The sequence below is a fragment of the Modicisalibacter radicis genome (assembly GCF_900961225.1).
Taxonomy (GTDB): domain Bacteria; phylum Pseudomonadota; class Gammaproteobacteria; order Pseudomonadales; family Halomonadaceae; genus Modicisalibacter.
Window position 1 is genome coordinate 108,901 of record NZ_CAAHFN010000131.1, and the last position, 21,005, is coordinate 129,905.

Annotated in this window: 21 protein-coding genes; 7 read left to right on the forward strand and 14 right to left on the reverse strand. The window is 66.1% G+C overall.

All coding sequences use genetic code 11. The features are described from left to right. Positions 1-3: 3 nt before the first annotated feature. Both rhaM and rhmD read right to left on the reverse strand, forming a co-directional pair. Positions 4-327 carry an L-rhamnose mutarotase gene (gene rhaM, locus HR9077_RS20620; protein ID WP_136069173.1) on the reverse strand — a complete coding sequence of 108 codons (324 nt, stop codon included), beginning with the start codon at positions 325-327 and terminating at the stop codon, positions 4-6. 16 nt (positions 328-343) lie between these two features. Beyond that, positions 344-1,528: an L-rhamnonate dehydratase gene (gene rhmD / locus HR9077_RS20625; RefSeq protein ID WP_136069174.1), complete on the reverse strand. Its 1,185-nt coding sequence runs from the start codon at positions 1,526-1,528 to the stop codon at positions 344-346. Positions 1,529-1,805: 277 nt separating this feature from the next. Here rhmD and HR9077_RS20630 point away from each other — a divergent pair, with 277 nt between their 5' ends. The 3 genes from HR9077_RS20630 (at position 1,806) to HR9077_RS20640 (ending at position 4,440) form a co-directional block, all read left to right on the forward strand. After that, the gene (locus HR9077_RS20630; protein WP_136069175.1) at positions 1,806-2,771 is read left to right on the forward strand and encodes a LysR family transcriptional regulator; all 966 of its coding nucleotides are present in this window, start codon (positions 1,806-1,808) and stop codon (positions 2,769-2,771) included. Between the two features lie 214 nt (positions 2,772-2,985). Next, positions 2,986-3,342 (forward strand): hypothetical protein, encoded by a 357-nt coding sequence (locus HR9077_RS20635; protein WP_348532940.1) that lies wholly within the window; start codon positions 2,986-2,988, stop codon positions 3,340-3,342. A gap of 90 nt (positions 3,343-3,432) precedes the next feature. Continuing rightward, positions 3,433-4,440: a zinc-dependent alcohol dehydrogenase family protein gene (locus HR9077_RS20640; protein ID WP_136069176.1), complete on the forward strand. Its 1,008-nt coding sequence runs from the start codon at positions 3,433-3,435 to the stop codon at positions 4,438-4,440. 142 nt (positions 4,441-4,582) lie between these two features. On the opposite strand, the gene HR9077_RS20645 is transcribed toward HR9077_RS20640, so the two are convergent. The 3 genes from HR9077_RS20645 to HR9077_RS20655 all read right to left on the reverse strand — a co-directional run bounded on the left by HR9077_RS20645 (position 4,583) and on the right by HR9077_RS20655 (position 8,644). After that, the gene (locus HR9077_RS20645; RefSeq protein ID WP_136069177.1) at positions 4,583-5,728 is read right to left on the reverse strand and encodes an AI-2E family transporter; all 1,146 of its coding nucleotides are present in this window, start codon (positions 5,726-5,728) and stop codon (positions 4,583-4,585) included. 255 nt (positions 5,729-5,983) lie between these two features. Further along, complete coding sequence (gene nhaC, locus HR9077_RS20650; protein WP_136069178.1) at positions 5,984-7,477, reverse strand: Na+/H+ antiporter NhaC; 1,494 nt, start codon at positions 7,475-7,477, stop codon at positions 5,984-5,986. A gap of 24 nt (positions 7,478-7,501) precedes the next feature. Then, on the reverse strand, positions 7,502-8,644 hold the full coding sequence (locus tag HR9077_RS20655; RefSeq protein ID WP_136069179.1) for a trans-sulfuration enzyme family protein: 1,143 nt from the start codon (positions 8,642-8,644) through the stop codon (positions 7,502-7,504). 151 nt (positions 8,645-8,795) lie between these two features. Here HR9077_RS20655 and HR9077_RS20660 point away from each other — a divergent pair, with 151 nt between their 5' ends. Further along, a complete protein-coding gene (locus HR9077_RS20660; protein ID WP_136069180.1) occupies positions 8,796-9,473 on the forward strand; it encodes a FadR/GntR family transcriptional regulator in 678 nt (225 codons plus the stop codon). Between the two features lie 56 nt (positions 9,474-9,529). Here the strand turns inward: HR9077_RS20660 and HR9077_RS20665 are convergent, their stop codons facing one another. The 7 genes from HR9077_RS20665 to HR9077_RS20695 form a co-directional block, all read right to left on the reverse strand. Continuing rightward, a complete protein-coding gene (locus HR9077_RS20665; protein ID WP_136069181.1) occupies positions 9,530-10,384 on the reverse strand; it encodes a transporter substrate-binding domain-containing protein in 855 nt (284 codons plus the stop codon). A 55-nt stretch (positions 10,385-10,439) separates the two neighbouring features. After that, on the reverse strand, positions 10,440-11,942 hold the full coding sequence (locus tag HR9077_RS20670) for a tripartite tricarboxylate transporter permease (protein WP_244613393.1): 1,503 nt from the start codon (positions 11,940-11,942) through the stop codon (positions 10,440-10,442). A 50-nt stretch (positions 11,943-11,992) separates the two neighbouring features. Beyond that, a complete protein-coding gene (locus HR9077_RS20675) occupies positions 11,993-12,538 on the reverse strand; it encodes a tripartite tricarboxylate transporter TctB family protein (RefSeq protein ID WP_136069182.1) in 546 nt (181 codons plus the stop codon). Next, positions 12,535-13,536 (reverse strand): Bug family tripartite tricarboxylate transporter substrate binding protein, encoded by a 1,002-nt coding sequence (locus HR9077_RS20680; RefSeq protein WP_136069183.1) that lies wholly within the window; start codon positions 13,534-13,536, stop codon positions 12,535-12,537. Before HR9077_RS20680 ends, HR9077_RS20675 begins: the two co-directional genes overlap by 4 nt. 118 nt (positions 13,537-13,654) lie before the next feature. Further along, positions 13,655-14,185, reverse strand: coding sequence for a chromate transporter (locus HR9077_RS20685; RefSeq protein WP_136069184.1), 531 nt, complete (start codon positions 14,183-14,185; stop codon positions 13,655-13,657). Further along, on the reverse strand, positions 14,182-14,748 hold the full coding sequence (locus tag HR9077_RS20690; RefSeq protein ID WP_136069185.1) for a chromate transporter: 567 nt from the start codon (positions 14,746-14,748) through the stop codon (positions 14,182-14,184). Before HR9077_RS20690 ends, HR9077_RS20685 begins: the two co-directional genes overlap by 4 nt. 2 nt (positions 14,749-14,750) lie before the next feature. Then, positions 14,751-16,385: a gamma-glutamyltransferase family protein gene (locus tag HR9077_RS20695; RefSeq protein WP_136069186.1), complete on the reverse strand. Its 1,635-nt coding sequence runs from the start codon at positions 16,383-16,385 to the stop codon at positions 14,751-14,753. Positions 16,386-16,573: 188 nt separating this feature from the next. On the opposite strand from HR9077_RS20695, the gene HR9077_RS20700 reads away from it, so the two are divergent. After that, positions 16,574-17,257 carry a GntR family transcriptional regulator gene (locus tag HR9077_RS20700; RefSeq protein WP_136069187.1) on the forward strand — a complete coding sequence of 228 codons (684 nt, stop codon included), beginning with the start codon at positions 16,574-16,576 and terminating at the stop codon, positions 17,255-17,257. A gap of 100 nt (positions 17,258-17,357) precedes the next feature. Further along, a complete protein-coding gene (locus HR9077_RS20705; RefSeq protein WP_136069188.1) occupies positions 17,358-17,729 on the forward strand; it encodes a VOC family protein in 372 nt (123 codons plus the stop codon). A 20-nt stretch (positions 17,730-17,749) separates the two neighbouring features. Here the strand turns inward: HR9077_RS20705 and HR9077_RS20710 are convergent, their stop codons facing one another. Further along, complete coding sequence (locus HR9077_RS20710; RefSeq protein WP_136069189.1) at positions 17,750-19,072, reverse strand: DEAD/DEAH box helicase; 1,323 nt, start codon at positions 19,070-19,072, stop codon at positions 17,750-17,752. A gap of 221 nt (positions 19,073-19,293) precedes the next feature. Between HR9077_RS20710 and HR9077_RS20715 the strand changes: the two genes are divergently transcribed. After that, the gene (locus tag HR9077_RS20715; protein ID WP_136069190.1) at positions 19,294-19,794 is read left to right on the forward strand and encodes a GNAT family N-acetyltransferase; all 501 of its coding nucleotides are present in this window, start codon (positions 19,294-19,296) and stop codon (positions 19,792-19,794) included. Between the two features lie 16 nt (positions 19,795-19,810). Here HR9077_RS20715 and HR9077_RS20720 read toward each other — a convergent pair whose 3' ends face one another. Continuing rightward, the gene (locus tag HR9077_RS20720) at positions 19,811-20,995 is read right to left on the reverse strand and encodes a GGDEF domain-containing protein (RefSeq protein WP_168381012.1); all 1,185 of its coding nucleotides are present in this window, start codon (positions 20,993-20,995) and stop codon (positions 19,811-19,813) included. Positions 20,996-21,005 lie beyond the last annotated feature (10 nt).

Below are 21,005 nucleotides of genomic sequence, written 5' to 3' on the forward strand. Positions count from 1 at the left end.
TCGTCATTCCTTGGGCAGTAACGTGAACACCTCGTCCAGCGCCACGCTCTGCGGCGAGGCGTCCGGTTCGGTGTCCATGATATCGGCCATGGCGTGCCACCAGCGCTGCATCACCGGCAACGCCGGCAGGTCGTCGACGCGGTGGTTCTCGGCGAGCCACATGAGCGCGAACAGGTGGCGCGACTCCGGGTCGAGGAAGATGCGGTACTCCTCGACACCCGCTTCGCGCAGGGCCTCGACCAGCTCGGGCCAGATGTCATCGTGACGCCGCCGGTACTCGGCTTCCTGGCCCGGCTGCAGGGTCATGCGAAAGGCGCGGATCGGCATCGCGGCGTTCTCCCGGTCAATGTTCGTAGGGACGGGCGAGCTGGCTTTCGGGATTCAGGCGCACCCCGAAGCCGGGCGCATCGAGCATTGATGCCCGCATGCGGCCGTTCTCCGGCACCGGCTCATCGAGCAGCAGCGGGTTGAACATCGGCACCACCTCGTCGGCCTCGGGCGCCATCATCAGGAACTCGGCGAACGGGCTATTGTGGCGGGTGATCACGAAGTGGTAGCTGTAGACAGAGGAGCCGTGCGGCACGACCAGCTTGTTGTGGGCGTCGGCCAGCGCCGAGATCTTGATCAGTTCGGTGATCCCGCCGCACCAGCCGACATCGGGCTGGATGATGTCGCAGCAGTCCATTTCCAGCAGCATGCGGAAGCCCCAGCGGGTCGCCTCGTGCTCGCCGGTATTGACCAGCATGCCCGGCGGCACCTTGCGCTTGAGTTCGGCATAGCCCCAGTAGTCGTCCGGCGGCAGGGCTTCCTCGATCCATTTGAGATTGAATTCGCGAGCGCCTTGGGCGAGCCGCGTGGCGTAGTTGATGTCGAGGCTCATCCAGCAGTCGAACATCAGCCAGAAGTCGTCGCCGACCTTCTCGCGCATGTCGGCGAGCTGGGCGAGATTCCTGGCGAGTCCTTCGTCACCCTCGGCGGGTCCGTGCTTGAGCGGCATCTTGCCGCCGATGAAGCCCATCTGCCGGGCCAGGTCGGGGCGCGCGCCGGTGGCGTAGAAGGTCAGCTCGTCGCGCACCGGGCCGCCGAGCATGGCATGTACCGGCTCTTGGCGAATCTTGCCGAGCAGGTCCCATAGCGCCAGATCGACGCCGGAGAGGGTGTTGAGCACCACACCCTTGCGGCCGTAGAAGAGCGTGGCGTTGAACATCTGGTCCCAGATCTTCTCGATGTCGGTGACCTTCCGGCCTTCGAGGAAGCGTGCCAGGTGCTTCTCGACGATGAAGGCGCCGATCTCGCCGGCGGTGGTCACCGCGAAGCCGACCGTGCCGTCGCTGGCCTCGACCTCGACGACCAGGGTGCCCAGCACGTTGAGCCCGAAGCTCTTGCGGGTCATGCGGAACTCGGGGTACTTGCTCATCGGTGTCGCGATCTGGCCGTCGATCCAATGGCCATCGCCCTGATCGTGATAGTCGGCACCGCCGCCGCGGACGGTATAGGCGCGAACCTGCTTGATGGTGGGCATCGGCATGGGCTGTCCTTTCGAATGGCTTCTGACAAATGACTTCTGACAAGTAGTGCGTGCTGGCAATAGATACGCGCTGGGGGGAACGCTGACCAATACACAAGTCGTCACGCTCGATACCTTTTGGGTATCGGAAGGCATCGACCAGCAGAGCCATGCGACTTACAGCCCGGCCTTGCTATACAGGGAGTACAAGCCAGTTAGACCAATGTCGCAGGGCTCGAAGCTGAGATAGACAGCCGTTATCGGTAGGCTGATTACCTCCTCGACCAGGAACGCTCCCATGTCGGATTCGACCCGCCAGGCGATGCTGCTCAATCGGCTGCGCTACAAGCACCTGCTGCTGATCGCCCTGCTCGATGAACATCGCAACCTGCACCAGGTGGCACGCGCGCTGAACATGTCGCAGCCGGCGGCGACGCGCATGTTGCGCGAGATCGAGGCCACCTTCGAGTGTCAGCTGTTCGAGCGCACGAGCCGGGGGGTCAGGCCGACCCGGCTGGGCGAGGTGCTGATCGAGTTCGCTGACAGTGCGTTGAACCGGCTCGGTCGTTGCGCCGAGGCCTTGCACCGCCATCAGCTGGGCGACCAGGGCCAGCTGGTGCTGGGGACGATCATGGGCGCGGCACCGGATCTGGTGGCGGAAGCGGTTATCGAGATGAAGCGTCAGCGGCCGTTGTTGCAGGTGCGCATGCTGGGCGAGACCAGCGACCAGTTGGTGGAGTTGCTGGCCCAGAACAAGATCGACATCGCCATCGCCCGCTACGTGACGGCACTGCAGCACAACCTGTTCGACTTCGAGTCGCTGGGTAACGAAACGATGCTGGCCGTGGTGCGTAGCGGCCATCCCCTGGCCAATGAACGCTCGCTCTCGTTGGCCACGCTGCTCGATGAATGGCCCTGGATCCTGCAACCGCTGGAAAGCCCGGCGCGCCAGGTTCTGGAAAAGGAGTTCGAGCTTGCCGGACTGATGTCGCCCCGCGATATCATCGAGTGCGGTTCGATCTTTGCCGCGTTGCAACTGGTCAAGCGCGGCGACGGTGTCCTGGCGATGCCCGAATCGGTGCTGCGCGACTATCTGGGGTTCGGTGCGATCAAGGCCCTGCCCATCGCGGTGGGCAAGACGCTATCGCCCTTCGGCATCCTGACCCGCAAGAACGAATCGCTCAGTGAGCCGGTACGTTGCTTTTGCGATATCCTGCGGGCCATGGCCGATCACCCCGGCGAGACACCTCAGGCGCCGGTCTAGGCACCATGAACGCCTCTCGACGCGCCGGTTCGGCATGCCCGCCGGGTCGGTGGACGTGGCCCTTGTTGTGACTTGTCGATTTCTCGCGGTAAAGCCGAAAGTTTATTTGCGCCGGTGCAACCTGGATTGTTGCGGGGCAGCGTGGCTCGGCGTATGAAGGTGAGAGGCAGTCGTTTGCCTCCAGGATCGCTTCGCCACACAAAGGAATGTCCTCATGCGCAAGAAACAACCGTTCCCCGCTTTCCCCATGAATCCCGCCGACATGTTCGATGTCTGGAAGGTCGGCATCACGGCTTTCGAGCTGTGGTCCACGTCGCTGTCGACGATCGCCATGCGCAACAACCTCTGGTCCACCCAGGCGCCCACCGACGCCAGGATGATCAGGGAGAACCAGCGCATGGTGACCGAGAAGCTCGAGGCCTGCATGGAGGTCGGCTTCGAGATGCAAAAGGCCATGCTGGGCATGGCCACCGGCCAGTTCTCGCCCTGGTGGATAACCAGCCAGCGCACCATGAAGCCCCTGCATCGGCGCACCACCGCCAATTCGCGGCGGCTTTCCAATGGTCGCTGAATGGCCGATAGGCTGGCGATGTATTGAAGTTTGCGCCTCAGGCCGCCATTGACAGAGATGGACAGCAGTCAATCAGCCAAGGAGAGCGTCATGAAGGTCGTAACACTGCAAAGCCCCGGCGGGCTGGATCGCCTCGAAGTCGCTGAGCGGGACGCACCCGGCGATCCCGGTCCGGGCGAGATCCGCGTGCGCATTCATGCCAGTTCGCTCAACTATCACGACTATGGCGTGGTCTCGGGGGCGATGCCTACCGAGGATGGACGCATTCCGATGTCCGACGGCGCCGGTGTCGTAGAGGCGGTCGGCGAGGGCGTCGAGGAGTTCCGGGTCGGTGACGACGTGGTCTCGGGCTTCTTCCCTTCCTGGCAGACCGGCCCGGCGATGGTCGGCGACTTCAAGACCGTGCCCGGCGATGGCGTCGACGGCTATGCTCGCGAGCAGGTGGTGCGTCCGGCGAGCTGGTTCACCCATGCACCGGCGGGCTACAGCCATGCCGAGGCGGCGACGCTGACCACCGCCGGGCTCACCGCCTGGCGCGCACTGGTGGTCGACGGCGGCATCAAGCCCGGCGACAGCGTGCTGGTGCTGGGTACCGGCGGGGTGTCGATCTTCGCGTTGCAGTTTGCCAAGCAGATGGGGGCGACAGTGATCGCCACCTCGTCCTCCGATGACAAGATCGCCAAGCTGCGCGAGCTGGGTGCCGACCACACGCTCAACTACAAGAGCGAGCCGGAGTGGGGCAAGCGCGTCAAGCAGCTCACCGAGGGGCGTGGCGTCGACCACGTCATCGAGGTCGGCGGTCCTGGCACGCTGCCGCAGTCGATCGAGGCGGTGCGTATTGGCGGGCATATCGCGCTGATCGGTGTCTTGACCGGGCGTGGCGGCGAGGTGCCCACCGCCAAGCTGATGGCCAAGCAGGCCTCGCTCAAGGGGTTGATCGTGGGCAGCCGTCAGGAGCAGATCGAGATGATTCGCGCCATCGAGATCAGCGGCCTGCGGCCGGTAATCGATCGGCGCTTCGCACTCGACGAGATCGCCGACGCGTTCCGCCATCAGGAAGGCCAGAAGCACTTCGGCAAGATCTGCCTGGAATTCTGACCCGTCGCTCCGGGCCGTGGGATCCAGCAGGCAGTGATGCTGGGCAGCTGGCGGCAGAATATCGTGAATGACCGGCAAGGTCCGTGTCTCGACACGGACCTTCGTTGTTTCCACCACCCGCCGACGACTTCATCAAGCGCCTTTATTGATCGCTGGCAGTCGCCGCGGCCTGTCGTTCGGCATGGCGTTCGCTGAGAAAGTGGCCGAGCGGCTCGAGGCCGTCGATGTGCTCGCTGAGCGTCTTGACCGCGACCAGCAGGGGGACGGCGACGATCATGCCGACGACGGACCAGAGCCAGGCCCAGAACGAGATGGTCAGAAAGACCACCACGGTGTTGAGCCGCAAGCTGCGGCCGACGAAGTAGGGGGTGATGAGCTGGCCCTCGAGCGTCGTCAGGAAGAAATAAGTGCCGGCGACGATCGGTGCCCAGCCGATCCAGTCGAACGACACGATGGCGACCATGGTCGCGATGACGATGCCGGCCAGGGCGCCGAGATAGGGCACGAAGTTGAAGAGGAAGGCGATGATTCCGAAGACCAGCGGGCTGGGCATGCCCATGGCCCACATCGCTATCGCGATGACGAAGCCCAGGCCGGCATTGATGACGGTGATCGTGAACAGATAACGCGACAGCTTCCGCTCTATGTCGTGGGTGATCCGCACGGCGCGTTTCTTGTCGCGCAGAGTCGGCATGATATGCACCAGCTTCTCGTAGAACATGTCGCCCGAGGCGAGCAGGAACAGCAGGAGCACCAGCGTGAACAGGAACTGCGTCATGACGGTGGGCACGAGGGCCGCGAGTTTCTGGCTGAGGTTGTCATCCTGCGTTTCGACCTGCTGGACCCTCGATGAATCGGAATCCGCCATCGAGTCGAGCTTTTCCTTGGCTTCGAACAGTTCGCTGAACGGGCCGGTTATCTCGTTGAGTCGGCCTTCTATGCGCATCTCTATCTGCGGCGCATTGTTGATCCAGCCGCTGACGGGCACCGCCAGGGCGGCGGCGATCGCGAACAAGCCGGCGAGTAGCGAGGTGATGATGATCAGTGCCGAAAGCCCCTGGGATAGACCTCGGCGGTCGAAGAAACGGCGTATCGGGCTGAAGACCATCGACAGCAGAAAGGCCAGGACCACGGGCACGAGAAACAGCTGGGCAAAGCCGAGCGCGAATACCGAAAGATAGATAAATATGCCGATGCCGACCCAGGTGGGTAGCGTGCTTGGCCAGCGCTGGTTGGGCGACGGGGTGCTGTTGCTTTCATGGTTGCCGTTGCTAGGTTCTGAAGTCATGGAGCGCTTTCTGGAAAGTGGTTGGCGCGGCCGGCTAGGCCTCGGGTTATCAAGCCGAAGTCTAGCCTAGTTGAACCGACGCGATTTTCACTAGCACAGGATAGGCCGGCGCCCTCTGACCGTGGAATTTATCGAGCATCGCCACCCGCGACATCCCGCAAGCCCGGGCAGGTCGCTGCATGGCGGGGCCAGGACGAGTCATGGTCGCGACGGTTTCGCCGCGAGCCGAGAAATCGGGCGAATGATGCGCCCTGTCTAGAGCGGCTTGCCGGCGGGCTCGCCGTGCGCTGCCAGGGGCGTGCCGGTGGCCGGTGCGGCCTGGCCGCGGCGAATCCCGAACCAGCCCGTCCATGGCCCCAGCAGCGCGAGCAATGCCGAAAACAGGATGCCGGTGTAGTTGAACAGCGCCCAAGGCGCATAGTCGAGGGTGGCCACGCCCAGCGTTGCGGCCATGTACACGGCGGATACGGTCCACGGCGCCAGTGGCTCGGGGATCATGCCGCCATCCTCCAGGCTGCGCGACAGATTAAGCGGATGCAGGTCGGTCTTGGCGTACTGTTGGGCGAACAGCTCGCGGGTCAGGAAGAAGGTCACGTAGCTGTTGCCGGTGGCGAGAATGATGCACATGGCGGCGGCCAGCGAGGCGAGAATCGTGCCGGTCGCCGAACGCACGTATTCCAGCGTCCTGTGCAGCACGACCCTCAGGATCCCCGAGGCCTCGAGCGCCGAGGCGAAGAAGAATGCGCAGAACACGAACAGCACCGAACCGTGCATGCTGTAGATGCCGCCGCGGTTGAGCAGCGTGACCAGCGCCTCGTTGAGCGTGGCGGTCTGCAACGCCGGCTGGGTCGCGCCGAGCATCGCCACGTCAAAGCCTTCCACCGCCGCCTGGGCGATCAGCGCCAGCGGCATTTGCTGGACGGTGAGCGCGAGGAGTACGGCGCACAGTGCGGCCAGGAACAGCACCACCAGGGTGGGTTTCTTCCACAGCGAACCGCCGAGGATGATCAGGGCCGGCAGCAGCAGTATCGGGCCGAGGTAGAAGAGCGACTCGAGCTGCAGGGTGGTCTGCACGATGGTGTCGGGCTTGTCACCGGCGACATCCATGTTCAGCCCCAGCATCAGGTAGACCAGCCCGGCGACCAGGCAGGCTGGCAGCGAGGTGTACATCAGGTGGCGGATGTGCCGGTAGAGGTCCACGCCCACCACCATCGAGGCCATGATGGTGGTGTCCGATAGCGGCGACAGCTTGTCCCCGAAGTAGGCCCCGGAAATGACCGCCCCCGCGGCGATCGCCAGGTTCACGTCCATGGCCGCGGCGATGCCCATGATCGCCACGCCGATGGTGCCGGCCGAGCCCCATGAAGTGCCGGTGCAGGTGGAGACGATGGCGGTGCCGAGGAACGCCATGATGTACAGGTAGCGCGGGTCGATCAGTTCGAGCCCGTAGTAGATGAAATAGGGAATCGTGCCGCCGATCATCCAGGTGCCGATGATCAGTCCGATGCTGTAGAGCACCAGGATGGCAGTCAGTGCGGTGCGGATCTTGTCCGCCATGATGCCCATCACCTCGTCCCAGCGATGACCGTGGAAGAGGGCGAACAGCGTCGCCACCACGCCGCTGCCGATCAGCACCAGTTCGGTCGGGTAGCCGGCGAAGACGATACCGTAGACGATCAGGAAGGCGACCAGCGCCAGCAGTGCCAGGGAGGCCGGAAAGCTTGGTTGTTTTTGTGTCGATGCCGTCATGATGATGCACTCCGTCGGGGTGGGTTACGTGCGGATGGCGTTGAATCCTCGTTGCAGGTCCTCGAGCAACAGTTCGCTATCTTCCAGGCCGACAGCCAGCCGAATCAGCGGCACGCCGCTGCCGTCGGGGCGCAGCGGCGAGATTGCCAGGCTCTCGTAGCCGCCCCAGCTCACGCCGATCTTGAAAATCCGCAGGCTGTCGATGAAGCGCGCGATGCGGGCGTAGTCAGGGGCGGCGAGCTCGAGACTGAGCAGGCCGGCGTAACCGCTGAGCTGGTGCCGGGCGAGGCGCTGCGCATCGCCGCTCAACCGGCTGGGGTGATGGATTCGGGCGACCTCGGGCTGGCGCTCGAGATAGTCGATGACGCGCAGGGCGTTGGCCTGATGCTGCTGCATGCGGATCGGCAGCGTGCGCAGCCCGCGCAGCACCAGGAAGGCGTTGTGCGGCGAGAGGGTGGCGCCCAGCAACTGATGACCGCGTTCGAAGATCCGGTCTATCAGCGCGTGTGGGCCGACCACTGCGCCACCCACCACGTCGCTGTGTCCGCCGAGGTATTTCGACAGGGTGTGTATCGCCAGATCGATACCCAGCGTCAACGGTTTCTGAAACAGCGGGGTGGCCCAGGTATTGTCGATGGCGGTGAGTATGCCGCGCTCGCGGGCCAGCTCGGCGATGCCGCGCAGGTCGGCGACCTGCATCAGCATCGACGACGGGCTCTCGATGTAGATCAGGCGCGTCTCGGGGCGCAGCGCGCGCTCGATCTCGTCCATGCCGCCGGCCGTGGTGTGATACTCGATGCCGAACCCGCGCAGGTGTTCGAGCAGTTCCACGGTGGGGCCATAGGTCTGGTTGACCAGCAGCACATGATCGCCCTGTCCGAGCAGCGTCATCAGCGTCGCGCTGATCGCGCCCATGCCCGAGGCGAAGGCCTTGCAGTGCTCGCCGCGCTCGAGTGCGGCGAGCTTGTCCTCGAGCAGCTTTACCGTGGGGTTGAGCCCTCGGCTATAGACGAAGTGTTCGCGCTCCTTGAGCTGGGAATGGCTGAAGGTCTCGAGATCGGGAAAGGTGAATAGGCTGGTCTGGTAGATGGGCGGGATCATTGCTCCGTGGTGAGCTTGATGATCCTCGAAGGCGTGGGTGCAGATTTCGGAGTCTCGAACGTTCACGCGGGGCCTCGATTGTTTGCCATAGGCTGTCAGCCTGTCTGATAGGTAGAATTAGCACAGCACCGGGCCGGGATCAATTGAACCTGCCGGGATTTGCCGCTAACGTCGGATCGACCATTTCTTCAGCCGCGCCGAGCGTCCAGCCAACAGCATGAAACGACTCTACTTATCGGATACCGTCGCCGGCGAGATCGGCGCCTACATCGCCGAACATCAGTTGGTGGCCGGTGACCGGCTGCCCTCGGTCGGCGAATGGATGAAACGTCTGGATGTAGGACGCTCGACGCTACGCGAAGGACTCAAGAAGCTCGAGGCGGAGAGTGTGATCGAGGTGATCAACGGCAAGGGTATCTTCGTCGCCGAGCAGAAGACTTTCCAGCTGTTCTCGGCGCTCGCGGTGGGCGATGCACGCACTCATCTGCTCGAGATGCTCGATGTCCGCCAGGCGCTCGAGGAAAAGGCGATCGCCCTGGCGACCCGACATGCCAGCGAGGCACAGCTCGACGAGATGGACGGACACTTGAAGGCCTACCAGGAGGCTCGTGAGGCCGACGATTTTCTCGCCGTCCACGAGGCCGATGCCGCGTTTCATCTGGCCATCTATCGCGCCAGCGGCAATCGCGTGCTGACCGAGCTGATCCGCGTGATCCATGCCGAGCTCTACGTTTCCTGGGACGTCCCGGCCGATCGCCATCAGGTCTTCGATGCCAGTTTTCCCCAGCATCTGACCCTGATGGCGGCCATGCGGCGGCGCGATGTGGCGGCGGCCGTCGCGGCGTTCGAGGAGCTGATCGCGGCGACCCGGCGCAATGTCGAGGCGATGGCCTGACGCGGAGAACCCCATCCGGGACCCTCACCGGGCCGGGCGCCCGGTGAGGCAGAGCCTCACAACCGCGAGGCGGGACGCAGGTCGTAGTCGAAGTACTGTTCCATCAGCTCGACGAAGGTGCCGTCGGCGTAGACGCCATCCAGCGCCCGGTTGAACGACTCGGCGAGCGCTTCGTCGCGGGGACGCACGGCGATGGCGTTGCCGCGGCCGAAGATCGATTCGGGGCTGTTGATGCGCGGCCCGACCTGGACGAAGCCGGCGTCGCCCGCGCCGATGTCCAGGGTATCCAGCGCCACCGGGTAGTTGATGAAAGCCAGGTCGATGCGCCCGGATTCCAGGTCCAGGGCGACGTCGGCGGCGGTATCGTAGCGGCGGATGTCCAGGCTGTCGCTGTAGCGCTCGGTGACGTAGTTGTCCTGGGTGGTGCCGCGCTGGATGCCTACCGACAGCCCTTCGAGGGACTGCGGGTCGTCGAGTGCGATGTCATGGCCGGCGCGAGCTACCCACACCTTGGGCGACATGGCGTAGGGATCGGTGAAGCGCACCTGCTTCTCGCGGGCCGGGGTGATGCGCATCGACGACAGGATGGCGTCGTACTTGCGGGCCAGCAGCCCGGGGATGATCCCGTCCCAGCCCTGCACGACCCATTCGCAGTCCAGCTTGGCGCGTCGGCAGAGTTCGTTGCCCAGGTCGATCTCGAACCCTGCCAGCTCGCCGTCGGCGTTGCGGTACTCGAACGGCGGGTAGGGCACGTCGACGGCGATGTGCACATGGCGCTCGTCATCACCCCGGTCGGCGGCGAGCGCCACGGAGGCGCCGGCCAGGGCGGTGCCGACACTCAGGCCGGCAATGGCCAGCTTGAGCGTCGTTGTGGGCGATGGACGTGGGTCCAGCGTGGGCGAGGATGCCATGGCGATTTCCTTGTTGTCTGCGAGGGTGTATTCGAGACGGCCCCCGGGGGCCGGATCAGGCGGTCTGCTCGCTGCGGCGCTGGCGCAGGCGATGGCGAATCGCGAAGGCGACCGACACCGCGGCGAGGATCAATAGCGTCAGCGAGATCGGCCGGGTGAAGAACAGCATCCAGTTCTCGTCGGTCATCAGCGCGCGGCGCAGGTTGGTCTCGGCGATCGGCCCGAGGATCACCCCGAGCACCAGCGGCGCCAGCGGGTAGTCGAGCTTGCTGAGGATATAGCCGAAGATCCCCACCCCGAGCAGCAGATAGATGTCGGTGACGCGGTTGTTGAGGGCGAAGGCGCCGACCACGCAGCACACCAGCACCACCGGCACGATCACCGAGCGGGGCACGTCGGTGACGCGCAGGAAGAAGCGCATGCTGAACAGGCACACCACTAGCACCATGAACGCGGCCAGCAGCATGGCCATGAACATGCCGTAGACCAGGTCGCCGTGGTCGAGGATCAGCCGCGGACCGATGCCGATGCCATGCACCATCAGCGAGGCCATCAGCACCGCGTCGACGGCGCTGCCCGGGATGCCCAGCGCGATCATCGGGATCAGCCCGCCGCCGGAGGTCGCCGAGTTGCCGGACTCCGAGGCGATCACCCCCTCGGGTGCGCCGGTGCCGAACTTCTCGGGGGTTTTGGAGGCGCGTTTGGCCTGATCGTAGGCCAGCAGGTTGGCGATGCTGCCCCCGGCGCCGGGTACCGCGCCGATGAACACCCCGACCAGCGACGAGCGGATCAGGTTGACCGGGTAGGCCAGCGTCTCGCGCAGCGCGTCGAGCGGCTTGAAGACCACGTTGGCGGGAATCAGCTGCTTGCCGTGCTTGATCTGGTCGGCGTCCTCGACCTCCTGGAGCAACTGGCTGACGGCGAAGATGCCGATCAGCACCACCAGGAAGGGGAAGCCGTTGGCGAGCAGGTCGAAGTCGAAGGTGAAGCGTGCCACGCCCATCATCGGGTCGGCGCCCACGGTGGCGATGAACAGCCCCAGCAGGCCGGTCATCAGCCCCTTGAGCATCGACTTGCCGACCAGGCTGGCGACCACCGTCATGGCGAAGACGATCAGCGAGAAATACTCCCAGGCGCCCAGCTTGACGGCGATCATCGCCAGCGGCGGGGCGGCGATGATCAGCACGATTGCGCTGACCAGGGCGCCGAAGAACGACGCCCAGATACCCAGCGCTAGGGCGCGCCCGGGCTGGCCGCTGCGCGCCATCGGGAAGGCGTCGAAGGTGGTGGCCACCGATGACGGCGTGCCGGGAATGCCCAGCAGGGCGGCGCTGATCAGCCCGCCCGAATAGCCGCCGACGTAGACCGCGAGCATGGTCGCCACGCCCTGCAGCGGGTCCATGGTGAAGGTCAGCGGCAGGGTCAGCACGATGGCCATGGTGATGGTGAAGCCGGGAATCGCCGAGGCGATGACGCCGGCGACCACGCCGAGCAGCATGGTGGCCATGGTCGGCAGCGTGAACAACTGGTCCATGCCGGCGAACAGCGCTTCCGTCATGTTGCTTCTCCTCTCGAGGGCGGTCGCGAAGCCGTGTGATCAGCCGGGAATCAGCCGAACGGGCCGCGGGGAAGGCTGATGATGAAGACATCCCGGAACAGCCAGTCGATGCCGAACGAGAACGTCACGGCAATGACCGCGGCGATCGCCAGGCTACGCGGGCGGCGTACGCCGAGCGCGAGCTGAACCAGAACCAGGAATGCCAGCGAGGCCAGGCGAAAGCCCAGCATCGGCACGCCGACGATGTACAGGGCGAACAGCGCCAGCACGCCGAGCGCCAGTCGGTGGCGCCACAGCCAGCGCTTGACCAGCCCCGCTGAGGCACGCGGCGCACCGCGATAGCGTCGCCACTCCTGGGCCATGATGCCCAGGTTGATCACCATCAGGACGGCCAGTACCAGACGCGGAAAGCTGCCCGAACCGAGGGGTTCCCACATCGACGAGGGCAGCGCCCCGGCTTGGACGAACAGCGCGCCGAACAGCACCACCAGCACGCCGTTCAGCAGCAGATGGGCGAGCGCATTGGCGCGCCGGGTATCGGGGTCGGCGACCCGGTCCGACGACCGGGTCTGCTGCGAGGGAGCCTGCGAGCTCATTTGGCCAGCTTCCCTGACAGCCGCTCGATGGTTTTGTCGGTGGTCTCGAGGTAGTCGGCGAACGCCTCGGGGCCTTCGAAGTGCACCTGGGCGCCGGCGTTGTGCACCGCCTGGATGAACTGCTCATCCCCGGAGAGTTCCCGCATGGCGTCGGCGAGCACCGCGACCCTGTCCTCGGGGGTACCCTTGGGAGCGATCAGGCCGCGCACGATATTGAGGCTGAGCGAGTCGTAGCCGAGCTCCTGGAAGGTCGGCACATCGGGGCTTTCTTCCTGCCGTTCGGTGCTGCCCACCGCCAGAAAGCGCAGATCGCCGTTCTTGACGAATTCGCCGCTCGAGGCGATATCGCCGATCGCCGCGTCGATATGGCCGCCCACCAGAGCGCGGATGCGCGATCCGGTGCCCTCGAAGCCGACATAGCGGAACGACAGGTTCTCGGCGTCTTCCATCATTGCCGCGTGGACATGGGGAATGCCGCCCAGCGTCACGCCGACGCGTATCTCGCCGGGGTTATCCTTTGCATAGTCGACGAACTCGCCGAAGGTCTGCCAGGGGCTGTCGGCGTTGACCGTCAGGTACTGCGGCGAGGCGGTCATGGCGGCGACCGGGGTGAAGTCATCCCAGTTGAGCTGGGTCAACTGGGTATGGTTGGCGACCAGCAGGCCTTCGTGGATCTGGCCCACCGTGTAGCCGTCGGGATCGCGCTTGGCAAGCTCCTGGAGCCCGGTGGTGCCGCTGACCCCGGGCATGTTGATCACCGGCATCGGCTGGCCCAGGTACTCCTCGGCATGGTTGGAGATCACGCGCATCAGGGTGTCGCTGCCGCCACCCGGCGACCACGGCACGATGAATTCCACCGGCTTGTCGGGATAGCTATCGGACTGGGCCAGCGCCGTGGCGGTGGCGCCGAGCGCGGTGCCCAGGACCAGGCCGCCGATGGCCAGCTTGAGCCGCGTGGGACGGGGCTCGCTCGGGTGCTGCGGAGTCGGTAATGACATGGCTGTTTTGTCCTTGTAGGTCATCGTATCGATTCATTGCGTCGTTGCTGGCCCTCGAGGGCCTTGCTTGGTTCGTGCGGCGTGCCGCCGAACCGCGAACGGGCCGGTTCCGCTCGCCCTAGCCGAGTAGCAGGGCGCCGTAGCCGAGCCCGAAACACACGACGAGTGCCGGGTGAACCCGGGTCGCCAGGAGTAGAACGCCGGCCACGCCAGCGATGATCGCGGTGTGGACCACGCCGGCGGTGTCCAGCCCTTCGTCGAGAAATCGCCAGGTCAGGTAGGCCATCAGCGTCATCACCACCGGGCGCACCCACTGGCTCATCGACCTGACCTTGACCGAGTCGCGATAGCGGTACAGCGTGCCCAGCGCGACCAGCATCAACAGCAGCGAGGGCGCGACGGTGGCGAAGGTGGCGATCAGCGACCCGGGCACGCCGGCGACGTCGTAGCCGATGTAGCCGGCCATCTTGGTGGCGATCGGGCTGGGCAGGGCGTTGCCCAGCGCCAGGGTCTCGGCGAAGTCCTGGGAACTCATCCAGCCGTAGTGGCCCACCACCTCGTTCTCGATCAGCGGGATGATCGCCGGGCCGCCGCCGTAGCCGACGATGTTGGGAATGAAGAACGCCAGGAACAGCTGCCAGTAGATCATTCGCTCGCCTCGCTGGCCGTGCGGCGCGGCTCGGGGCGCAGCAGCGCGGCGAGCAGGAGCGCTCCGATCACCAGCCCCGGGTGCACGTCGAGCCAGTAGATCAGCCCGCCGGAGACGACGCCCATCGCCAGCGTCACGAGCCAGCCGAGGCTGGCCCGGGACTTGGCGAAGAAATCCCAGGTCAGCTTGGCCATCATCACCATCACCACCGGCACAACGCCCTGGCCCATGCCCTGTACCCAGCGCTGGTCGCCGTGACGGGCGTACAGGCCGAGCAGCGCGATCATCGCCACGATCACCGGCACGATCACCGCGACCACGGCGTTGAGCGCACCCGGCACGCCGCCGACCCGGTAGCCGATGTAGCCGGCCATCTTGGTGGCGATCGGCCCGGGCAGGGTGTTGCCGATCGCCAGCACGTCGGCGAACGCCTCGTCGTCCATCCAGGCGTGGCGCTTGACCACCTCCTGATGGACCAGCGGGATCATCGACGGACCGCCGCCGAAACCGAACAGGCCGATGCGCAGGAAGGCCATGAACAGCTGGGTCTGGGTTCGTAGCATGGTCACAGCACCGCGATGCTGGCATCGGTGCGCGGTTCGGTGCCGCCGCAGTAGATGCCGCTGTCCGGGTCGCGGATGATCATCTGACCGCGCCCGAAGCCGCGCGGATCGTGATCGATCTGCATGTCGTGGCCGCGCTCGGCCATCGCGCGCACCAGCGGCGCCGGGTAGCCGTGCTCGATGCCGATGCGCCTGCCGCCCATCCACTGCCAGCGCGGTGCGTCGAGCGCGGCCTGGGGGTTGAGGCCGAAATCGACCAGGTTCATCACCACCTGGACATGGCCCTGGGGCTGCATGAAGCCGCCCATCACGCCGAACGGCCCGAGCGGCGTGCCGTCGTCGCGGGTCAGAAAGCCCGGAATGATGGTGTGGAAGGTCTTCTTGCCCGGCGCGAGCATATTGTCGTGGCTCGGGTCGAGGCTGAAGTTGTGGCCGCGATTCTGCATCGCGATGCCGGTGCCGGGCACCACCACGCCGGAGCCGAAACCGTGATAGTTGCTCTGGATGAACGACACCATGTTGCCGTCGTCATCGGCGGTCGCCAGGTAGACGGTGCCGCCGGCCTGCGGGGTGCCCGGGGTCGGCTCGAGTGCGCGCTCGCCGATCAGCGCGCGGCGCTCGCGGGTGTAGGCGTCGCCGAGCAGCGCCTCGACGCTGTGGGTCATGTGCTCGGGCTGGGTGATGTGGGTCTGGCCGTCGACGAACGCAAGCTTCATCGCCTCGAGCTGGCGGTGAAGCACCTCGGGGTTGTCGCGGCTGTCGACCTCGAAGCCCTCGAGGATGCGCAGCGCCATCAGCGCGACCAGCCCCTGGCCGTTGGGCGGTATCTCCCAGACCTTGTGACCGCGGTAGTCGGCGGCGATCGGCTTGACCCACTCCGGCTGGTAGCCGGCGAGGTCCGCGGCGCGCAGGTAGCCGCCGGTCTCGCGGGAGAAGGCATCGATGCGTGCGGCCAGTTCGCCGCGGTAGAAGCTCTCGGAGCGGGTCTCGGCGATCGCTTCCAGGGTCTGCGCCTGGTTCTCGCAACGGTGCCACTCGCCGGCGCGCGGGGCGCGCCCGGTCGGCGTGAAGGTCTCGAACCAGCCGGCGGTCGCGGCATCGACGAGGTGTTCGCGGAAGGTCGACTCGGCGCGCTGCCACAGGCTGGCGATCACCGGCGAGACCGGAAAGCCCTCGCGGGCCAGACGGATCGCCGGGGCGAGCAGCGTCTGGAAGTCGAGCTTGCCGAAGCGCCGCGACAGCTCGGCCCAGGCCGCAGGGATGCCGGGCACGGTGACCGGCGTCCAGCCATACAGCGGCATGGTCTCGAAGCCGGCCCCGGCGACCGCCTCCGGGGTCAGCGCGGCGGGTGCGGTGCCGCTGGCGTTGAGGCCGTGGAGCTTGCCCGCCCCGCCGTTGTCATCGGCGATCCACACCAGCGCGAAGGCGTCGCCGCCGATCCCGCAGCCGGTGGGTTCGACCACGGTCAGCGCCGCGGCGGTGGCGATCGCGGCATCCACCGCGTTGCCGCCCCGGGCGAGAATGTCGCGGCCGATCTGGCTGGCCTGGGGCTGGGACGCGGCGACCATGCCGTGACGGGCATAGCTGGCGCTGCGCTGGGAGGGGTAGGGCGTTGCCGGGGAAAAGGGCGTCAACATGCCGTCTCCAATCGATTGTTGTGTTATAAATCGTTTTGAATATAAAAAATCGATTTTCTTGAGATGACTATGGCGCGCGACTTGGCTAACGTCAACACAGGATTCGAGCGGCGCTCCAATAGCGCCACGGAAATCCTGACAGGAGGAGCACCGGGAGCCGCCTTGGACACTGCAACGGGAAGCACGCCATGACCGTATCGCCATCCGCCAGTCGCGACATGGCCTCGAGTCGAATCTTCGAGACGCTCAAGCAGGACTTGATCCGCGGGCGTTTCGCGGCGGGCGAGAAGCTCGCCATCAGCGCCCTCAAGGATCACTATCGGGTCGGGCTAAGCCCGCTGCGCGAGGCGCTCAACCGGCTGGCGGCCTACGGGCTGCTCGAGCAGGTCAATCAGCGCGGATTCCGGGTGCCGGCGATGCGTCTCGAGGAACTCGACGATATCGCCGGGCTGCGCACCCAGCTCGAATGCATGGCGCTGACCCAGGCCTTCCAGGCGGGCGATCCGGAGTGGGAATCGCAGCTGCTGGCGGCGCACCATCGGCTGCGCCGGGCCGACGAACATCCCGATCGGGTGGAGGAGTGGGAACAGGCGCACCTGCGCTTTCACCGCGCGCTACTCGCCTCGTGCGGTTCGCACTGGCTGCTGCGCTTCATCGAGCAGCTGCACGATCAGTTCGACCGTTACCGCCGTCTGGCGCCCCCCAACCCGGCGGTGCGCGAGGTGCTGGACCGTCAGCACGGCGAGCTGGTCGAGCTGGCGCTGAGCCGCGACATAGCGGCCGCGAGGGCGCTGCTGGACGACCATATCCGGCTCTCCCACGGCGTTGCCCGGGGGTGCTGCCAGCCTGCCCCACCGGACTCGGCGGTGTGAGATAGGCGCTTGCGTGGCGCGTATGTAAAGGGGAAGGGGCAGGGAGCGTCGGCGGGGCAGGCTATAGTTAGCATTATCCCCTGCCACGGAGAGCCCCATCATGCACAAGAGCCGATTGGCGTGTCTGGTCATCGACGGTCAGAACGACGTCAACGAGGCGGCCTATTTCTGGTCCCAGGCGCTGGGGTGCGAGATCGCCGAGACCGACGGTCGCTATACCCGGCTGGCTACCCCTGCCGATCAGCCACAGGTGCTCATCCAGCGGGTCACTCACCCCAGCCGGGTGCATCTGGATATCGAAAGCGACGACATCGAGGCCGAGGTTGCGCGCCTGCAGGCGCTGGGCGCCAGCGTGGTGGAAAGGCTGTCCAGGTGGGTGGTGATGCAGGCGCCCACCGGGCATCGCTTCTGCATCGTGGAGCCGCAGCGTGCGGACTTCGCCAGTGCGCCGGGGGTCAACGTCTGGCGCTGACTCCCGGCGACTGACGCGGCTTATTCGCCCTGGTTGGCGCTGCGACCCCGACCGCGACCGCCCCGGCGGCGGCGCGGACGGTCGCCGGCCGGCTTGTCGGCGTTGCCGCGCGGCTGTCCGGCGGGCTTGCGGGTTCCGCGGCGGGCGTCGTCGTTGCGGCGTTGGCGCGGACGCTCCTCCCCGGCCGGCGCTTCCGCCGCGCTGCCCGCCTGGCCGGGCTCGAAGCCGGCAATCGGCGTGCGGGTCAGGCTCTGCTTGATCAGCCGCTCGATGCCGGCGAGTTCCTTGCTCTCGTCGCTGGAAACCAGCGACACGGCCTGGCCGCTGGCGCCGGCGCGGCCGGTGCGGCCGATACGATGCACGTAGTCCTCGGCGACGTTGGGCAGCTCGTAATTGACCACCTGGGGCAATTGGTCGATATCCAGCCCGCGGGCGGCGATGTCGGTGGCGACCAGGACCCGGATCTCGCCGGACTTGAAGCCGCTGAGTGCCTTGGTGCGGGCGTTCTGGCTCTTGTTGCCATGGATCGCCGCGGCCTCGATGCCGGCGCCCTCGAGATAGCGGGTCAGCTTGTTGGCGCCGTGCTTGGTGCGGGTGAAGACCAGCACCTGGTGCCACTCGCGCTCCTGGATCAGATGGCTGAGCAGCGCCGGCTTGCGCTGCTTGTCCACCGGGCAGACCCATTGGGTCACGGTGGTGGCGGCGGCATTGCGCGGGGTCACCGAGATCTCCACCGGATCGTTGACCAGGCCCTTGGCGAGCTGGCGGATCTCGTTGGAGAAGGTGGCCGAGAACATCAGCGTCTGGCGCTTGGCGGGAAGCACCTTGAGGATCTTGCGGATGTCGTGGATGAAGCCCATGTCGAGCATGCGGTCGGCTTCGTCGAGGATCAGCACCTCGAGCTGGTCGAAGGACACCGCCTTCTGGCCGAACAGGTCGAGCAGCCGGCCGGGGGTGGCGACCAGCACGTCGACGCCGCGGCGCAGTGCGTCGATCTGCGGATTGGCCTTGACGCCGCCGAAGATCACCGCCGAGCTCAACGGCAGGTGCTTGCCGTAGGTGGCGACGCTCTCGCCGACCTGGGCGGCCAGTTCGCGGGTCGGGGTGAGCACCAGCGCGCGGACCTGGCGCGGACGGGCGCGTTCGCCGTCCTTGAGTCGCTCGAGCAGCGGCAGGGTGAAGCCGGCGGTCTTGCCGGTGCCGGTCTGGGCAGCGGCCATCACGTCGCGCCCTTCGAGCACGGCGGGAATCGCCTTGGCCTGAATCGGCGAAGGCGTGTCGTAGCCCTGTTCGGCCACGGCGGTCATCAACGGGGCACAAAGTCCCAGGGAAGCAAAGCTCATGAATTCTCTCGGTGGCTGCGGGATGGGGCCGGAAACCGGCGGGGCAGCGGGCCTGCAGCTTAACGGATAAGTGGCCCGGGTGCTACCAAGGTGGAAGGAGCCGGGCTGGAAAGCCGCGCGGGCGACGGTCCCGGCGGGTTGCATGAGCCATGAATATGGGCATAAGTAGTGTCTCGTCACGGCGTCAGGCCGTGTGCCCGGGTATAGAAGAGAAGGACACCATGATCACGATTCGTCATTTCGAGCCGGACGACTGGGCGGGCGTCTGGGCGATCATCGAGCCGGTCTTCCGCGCCGGCGAGACCTACGCCTACCCCTCCGATATCAGCGAGGCGTCGGCCCGGGCGCAGTGGGTCGAGGCGCCGGCAGCGACCTTCGTCGCCGTCGAGGGGTCGAAGGTGCTGGGCAGCTATTACCTCAAGGCCAACCAGCCCGGGCCGGGAGCCCACGTCTGCAACTGCGGCTATATCGTCGCCGGGAGCGCCCGCGGTCGCGGTATCGCCGGGCAGCTGTGCGAACACTCGCAGCGCCAGGCCCGCGAGCGGGGGTTCCGGGCGATGCAGTACAACCTGGTGGTCGCCACCAATGAAGGTGCGATACGCCTGTGGAAGCGCCATGGCTTCGACGAGGTCGGCCGGCTGCCCGGCGCCTTCCGTCACCCGCGGCATGGCTTCGTCGACGCACTGGTGATGTACAAGGCCCTGGGCGAGCCGGGTGGTTGAGCGCTGGACGCTGGGCTCAATCGCTGACCCGGTTGCGACCGGCCTGCTTGGCGCGATAGAGCGCGGCATCGGCGCGGGCGAGTACTGCGCTTGGCGCGTCCTTGGACGGCCCCTGGGCGACGCCGGCGCTCAAGGTGACCACCGACGCCACCGGCGACGCCGCATGGGGTATCGCGGCGTCCTCGACCGCCTGGCGCAAGCCGTCGGCAATCACCAGTGCGGCCGCCTGGCTGGCACCGGGCAGCAGCACGACGAACTCCTCGCCGCCGGTGCGCGCCACGCGATCGACGCTGCGCGCCAACCGCCCGTGCAGGATCAGCGCCACCTGGGTCAGGCAATGATCCCCGGCGGGGTGGCCGTAGCGGTCGTTGTAGGGCTTGAAGTGATCGATGTCGAAGGCAATGACCGCGACGTTGCCGTACAACGGGGTTTCACTCAGGGCTTTCAGGTAGCGGTCGAGTTCCCGGCGGTTGGCGATCCCGGTCAGTGGATCGGAGTGCGACAGGCGCGTCAGTTCGATGTTGCTGGCCGCCAGCTCGGCACGCCGTACCCGCTCCTGCAAGCCGCGCAGGTAACTGTGCCTCAGGTCATGCTCGAGTATGTAATTGGCGAACAGCGTGAACAGCGCGCAGGAACCGAGCGTGACCGTGTTGATCAGTCGCACCGGATAGGCGATGTCGGCGTGCGAACCGAGTACGGCGATATAGGCCACGACGATCGCCAGCGAGGTGGTCAGCGCGTACCAGAAGCGCAGCCGGATGACCACGTTGCCGAAGAGGATGAACAGCGCCAGGCTGGTATGGTAATAGGCCGCCAGCGGCGATTGGCTGAACGAGATGAGCATCATGACGCTGATCGCGGCCAACAGGGTGAACGCCGCTTCGAGCGCTTCGCGCACCCATGGCGACATGCCTCGCTTGAGCAGGGCTATGAACAGCAGCGTCGACGGTGTGACGATGCCGATCCTGACGACTACCGCGCTATTGAAGATGTCCGGCAGCACCAGGTAGTCGGTGAGCAGGAAGGCGTTGTAGAGGATCATCGCCAGCCAGCCGCCGATGATCAGCTGCCGAGCGCGAGCGGCGCTGGTTTCGTGCTCGAACAGCGCTTCCAGGCCCGGGCTGAAGCGCAACCATCGCGGGCCGTCACGCAGCGTGGCATCGACATCGCCACCCATCTGGGCCAGCCTCTGATCGGACACCTGGAGCGGT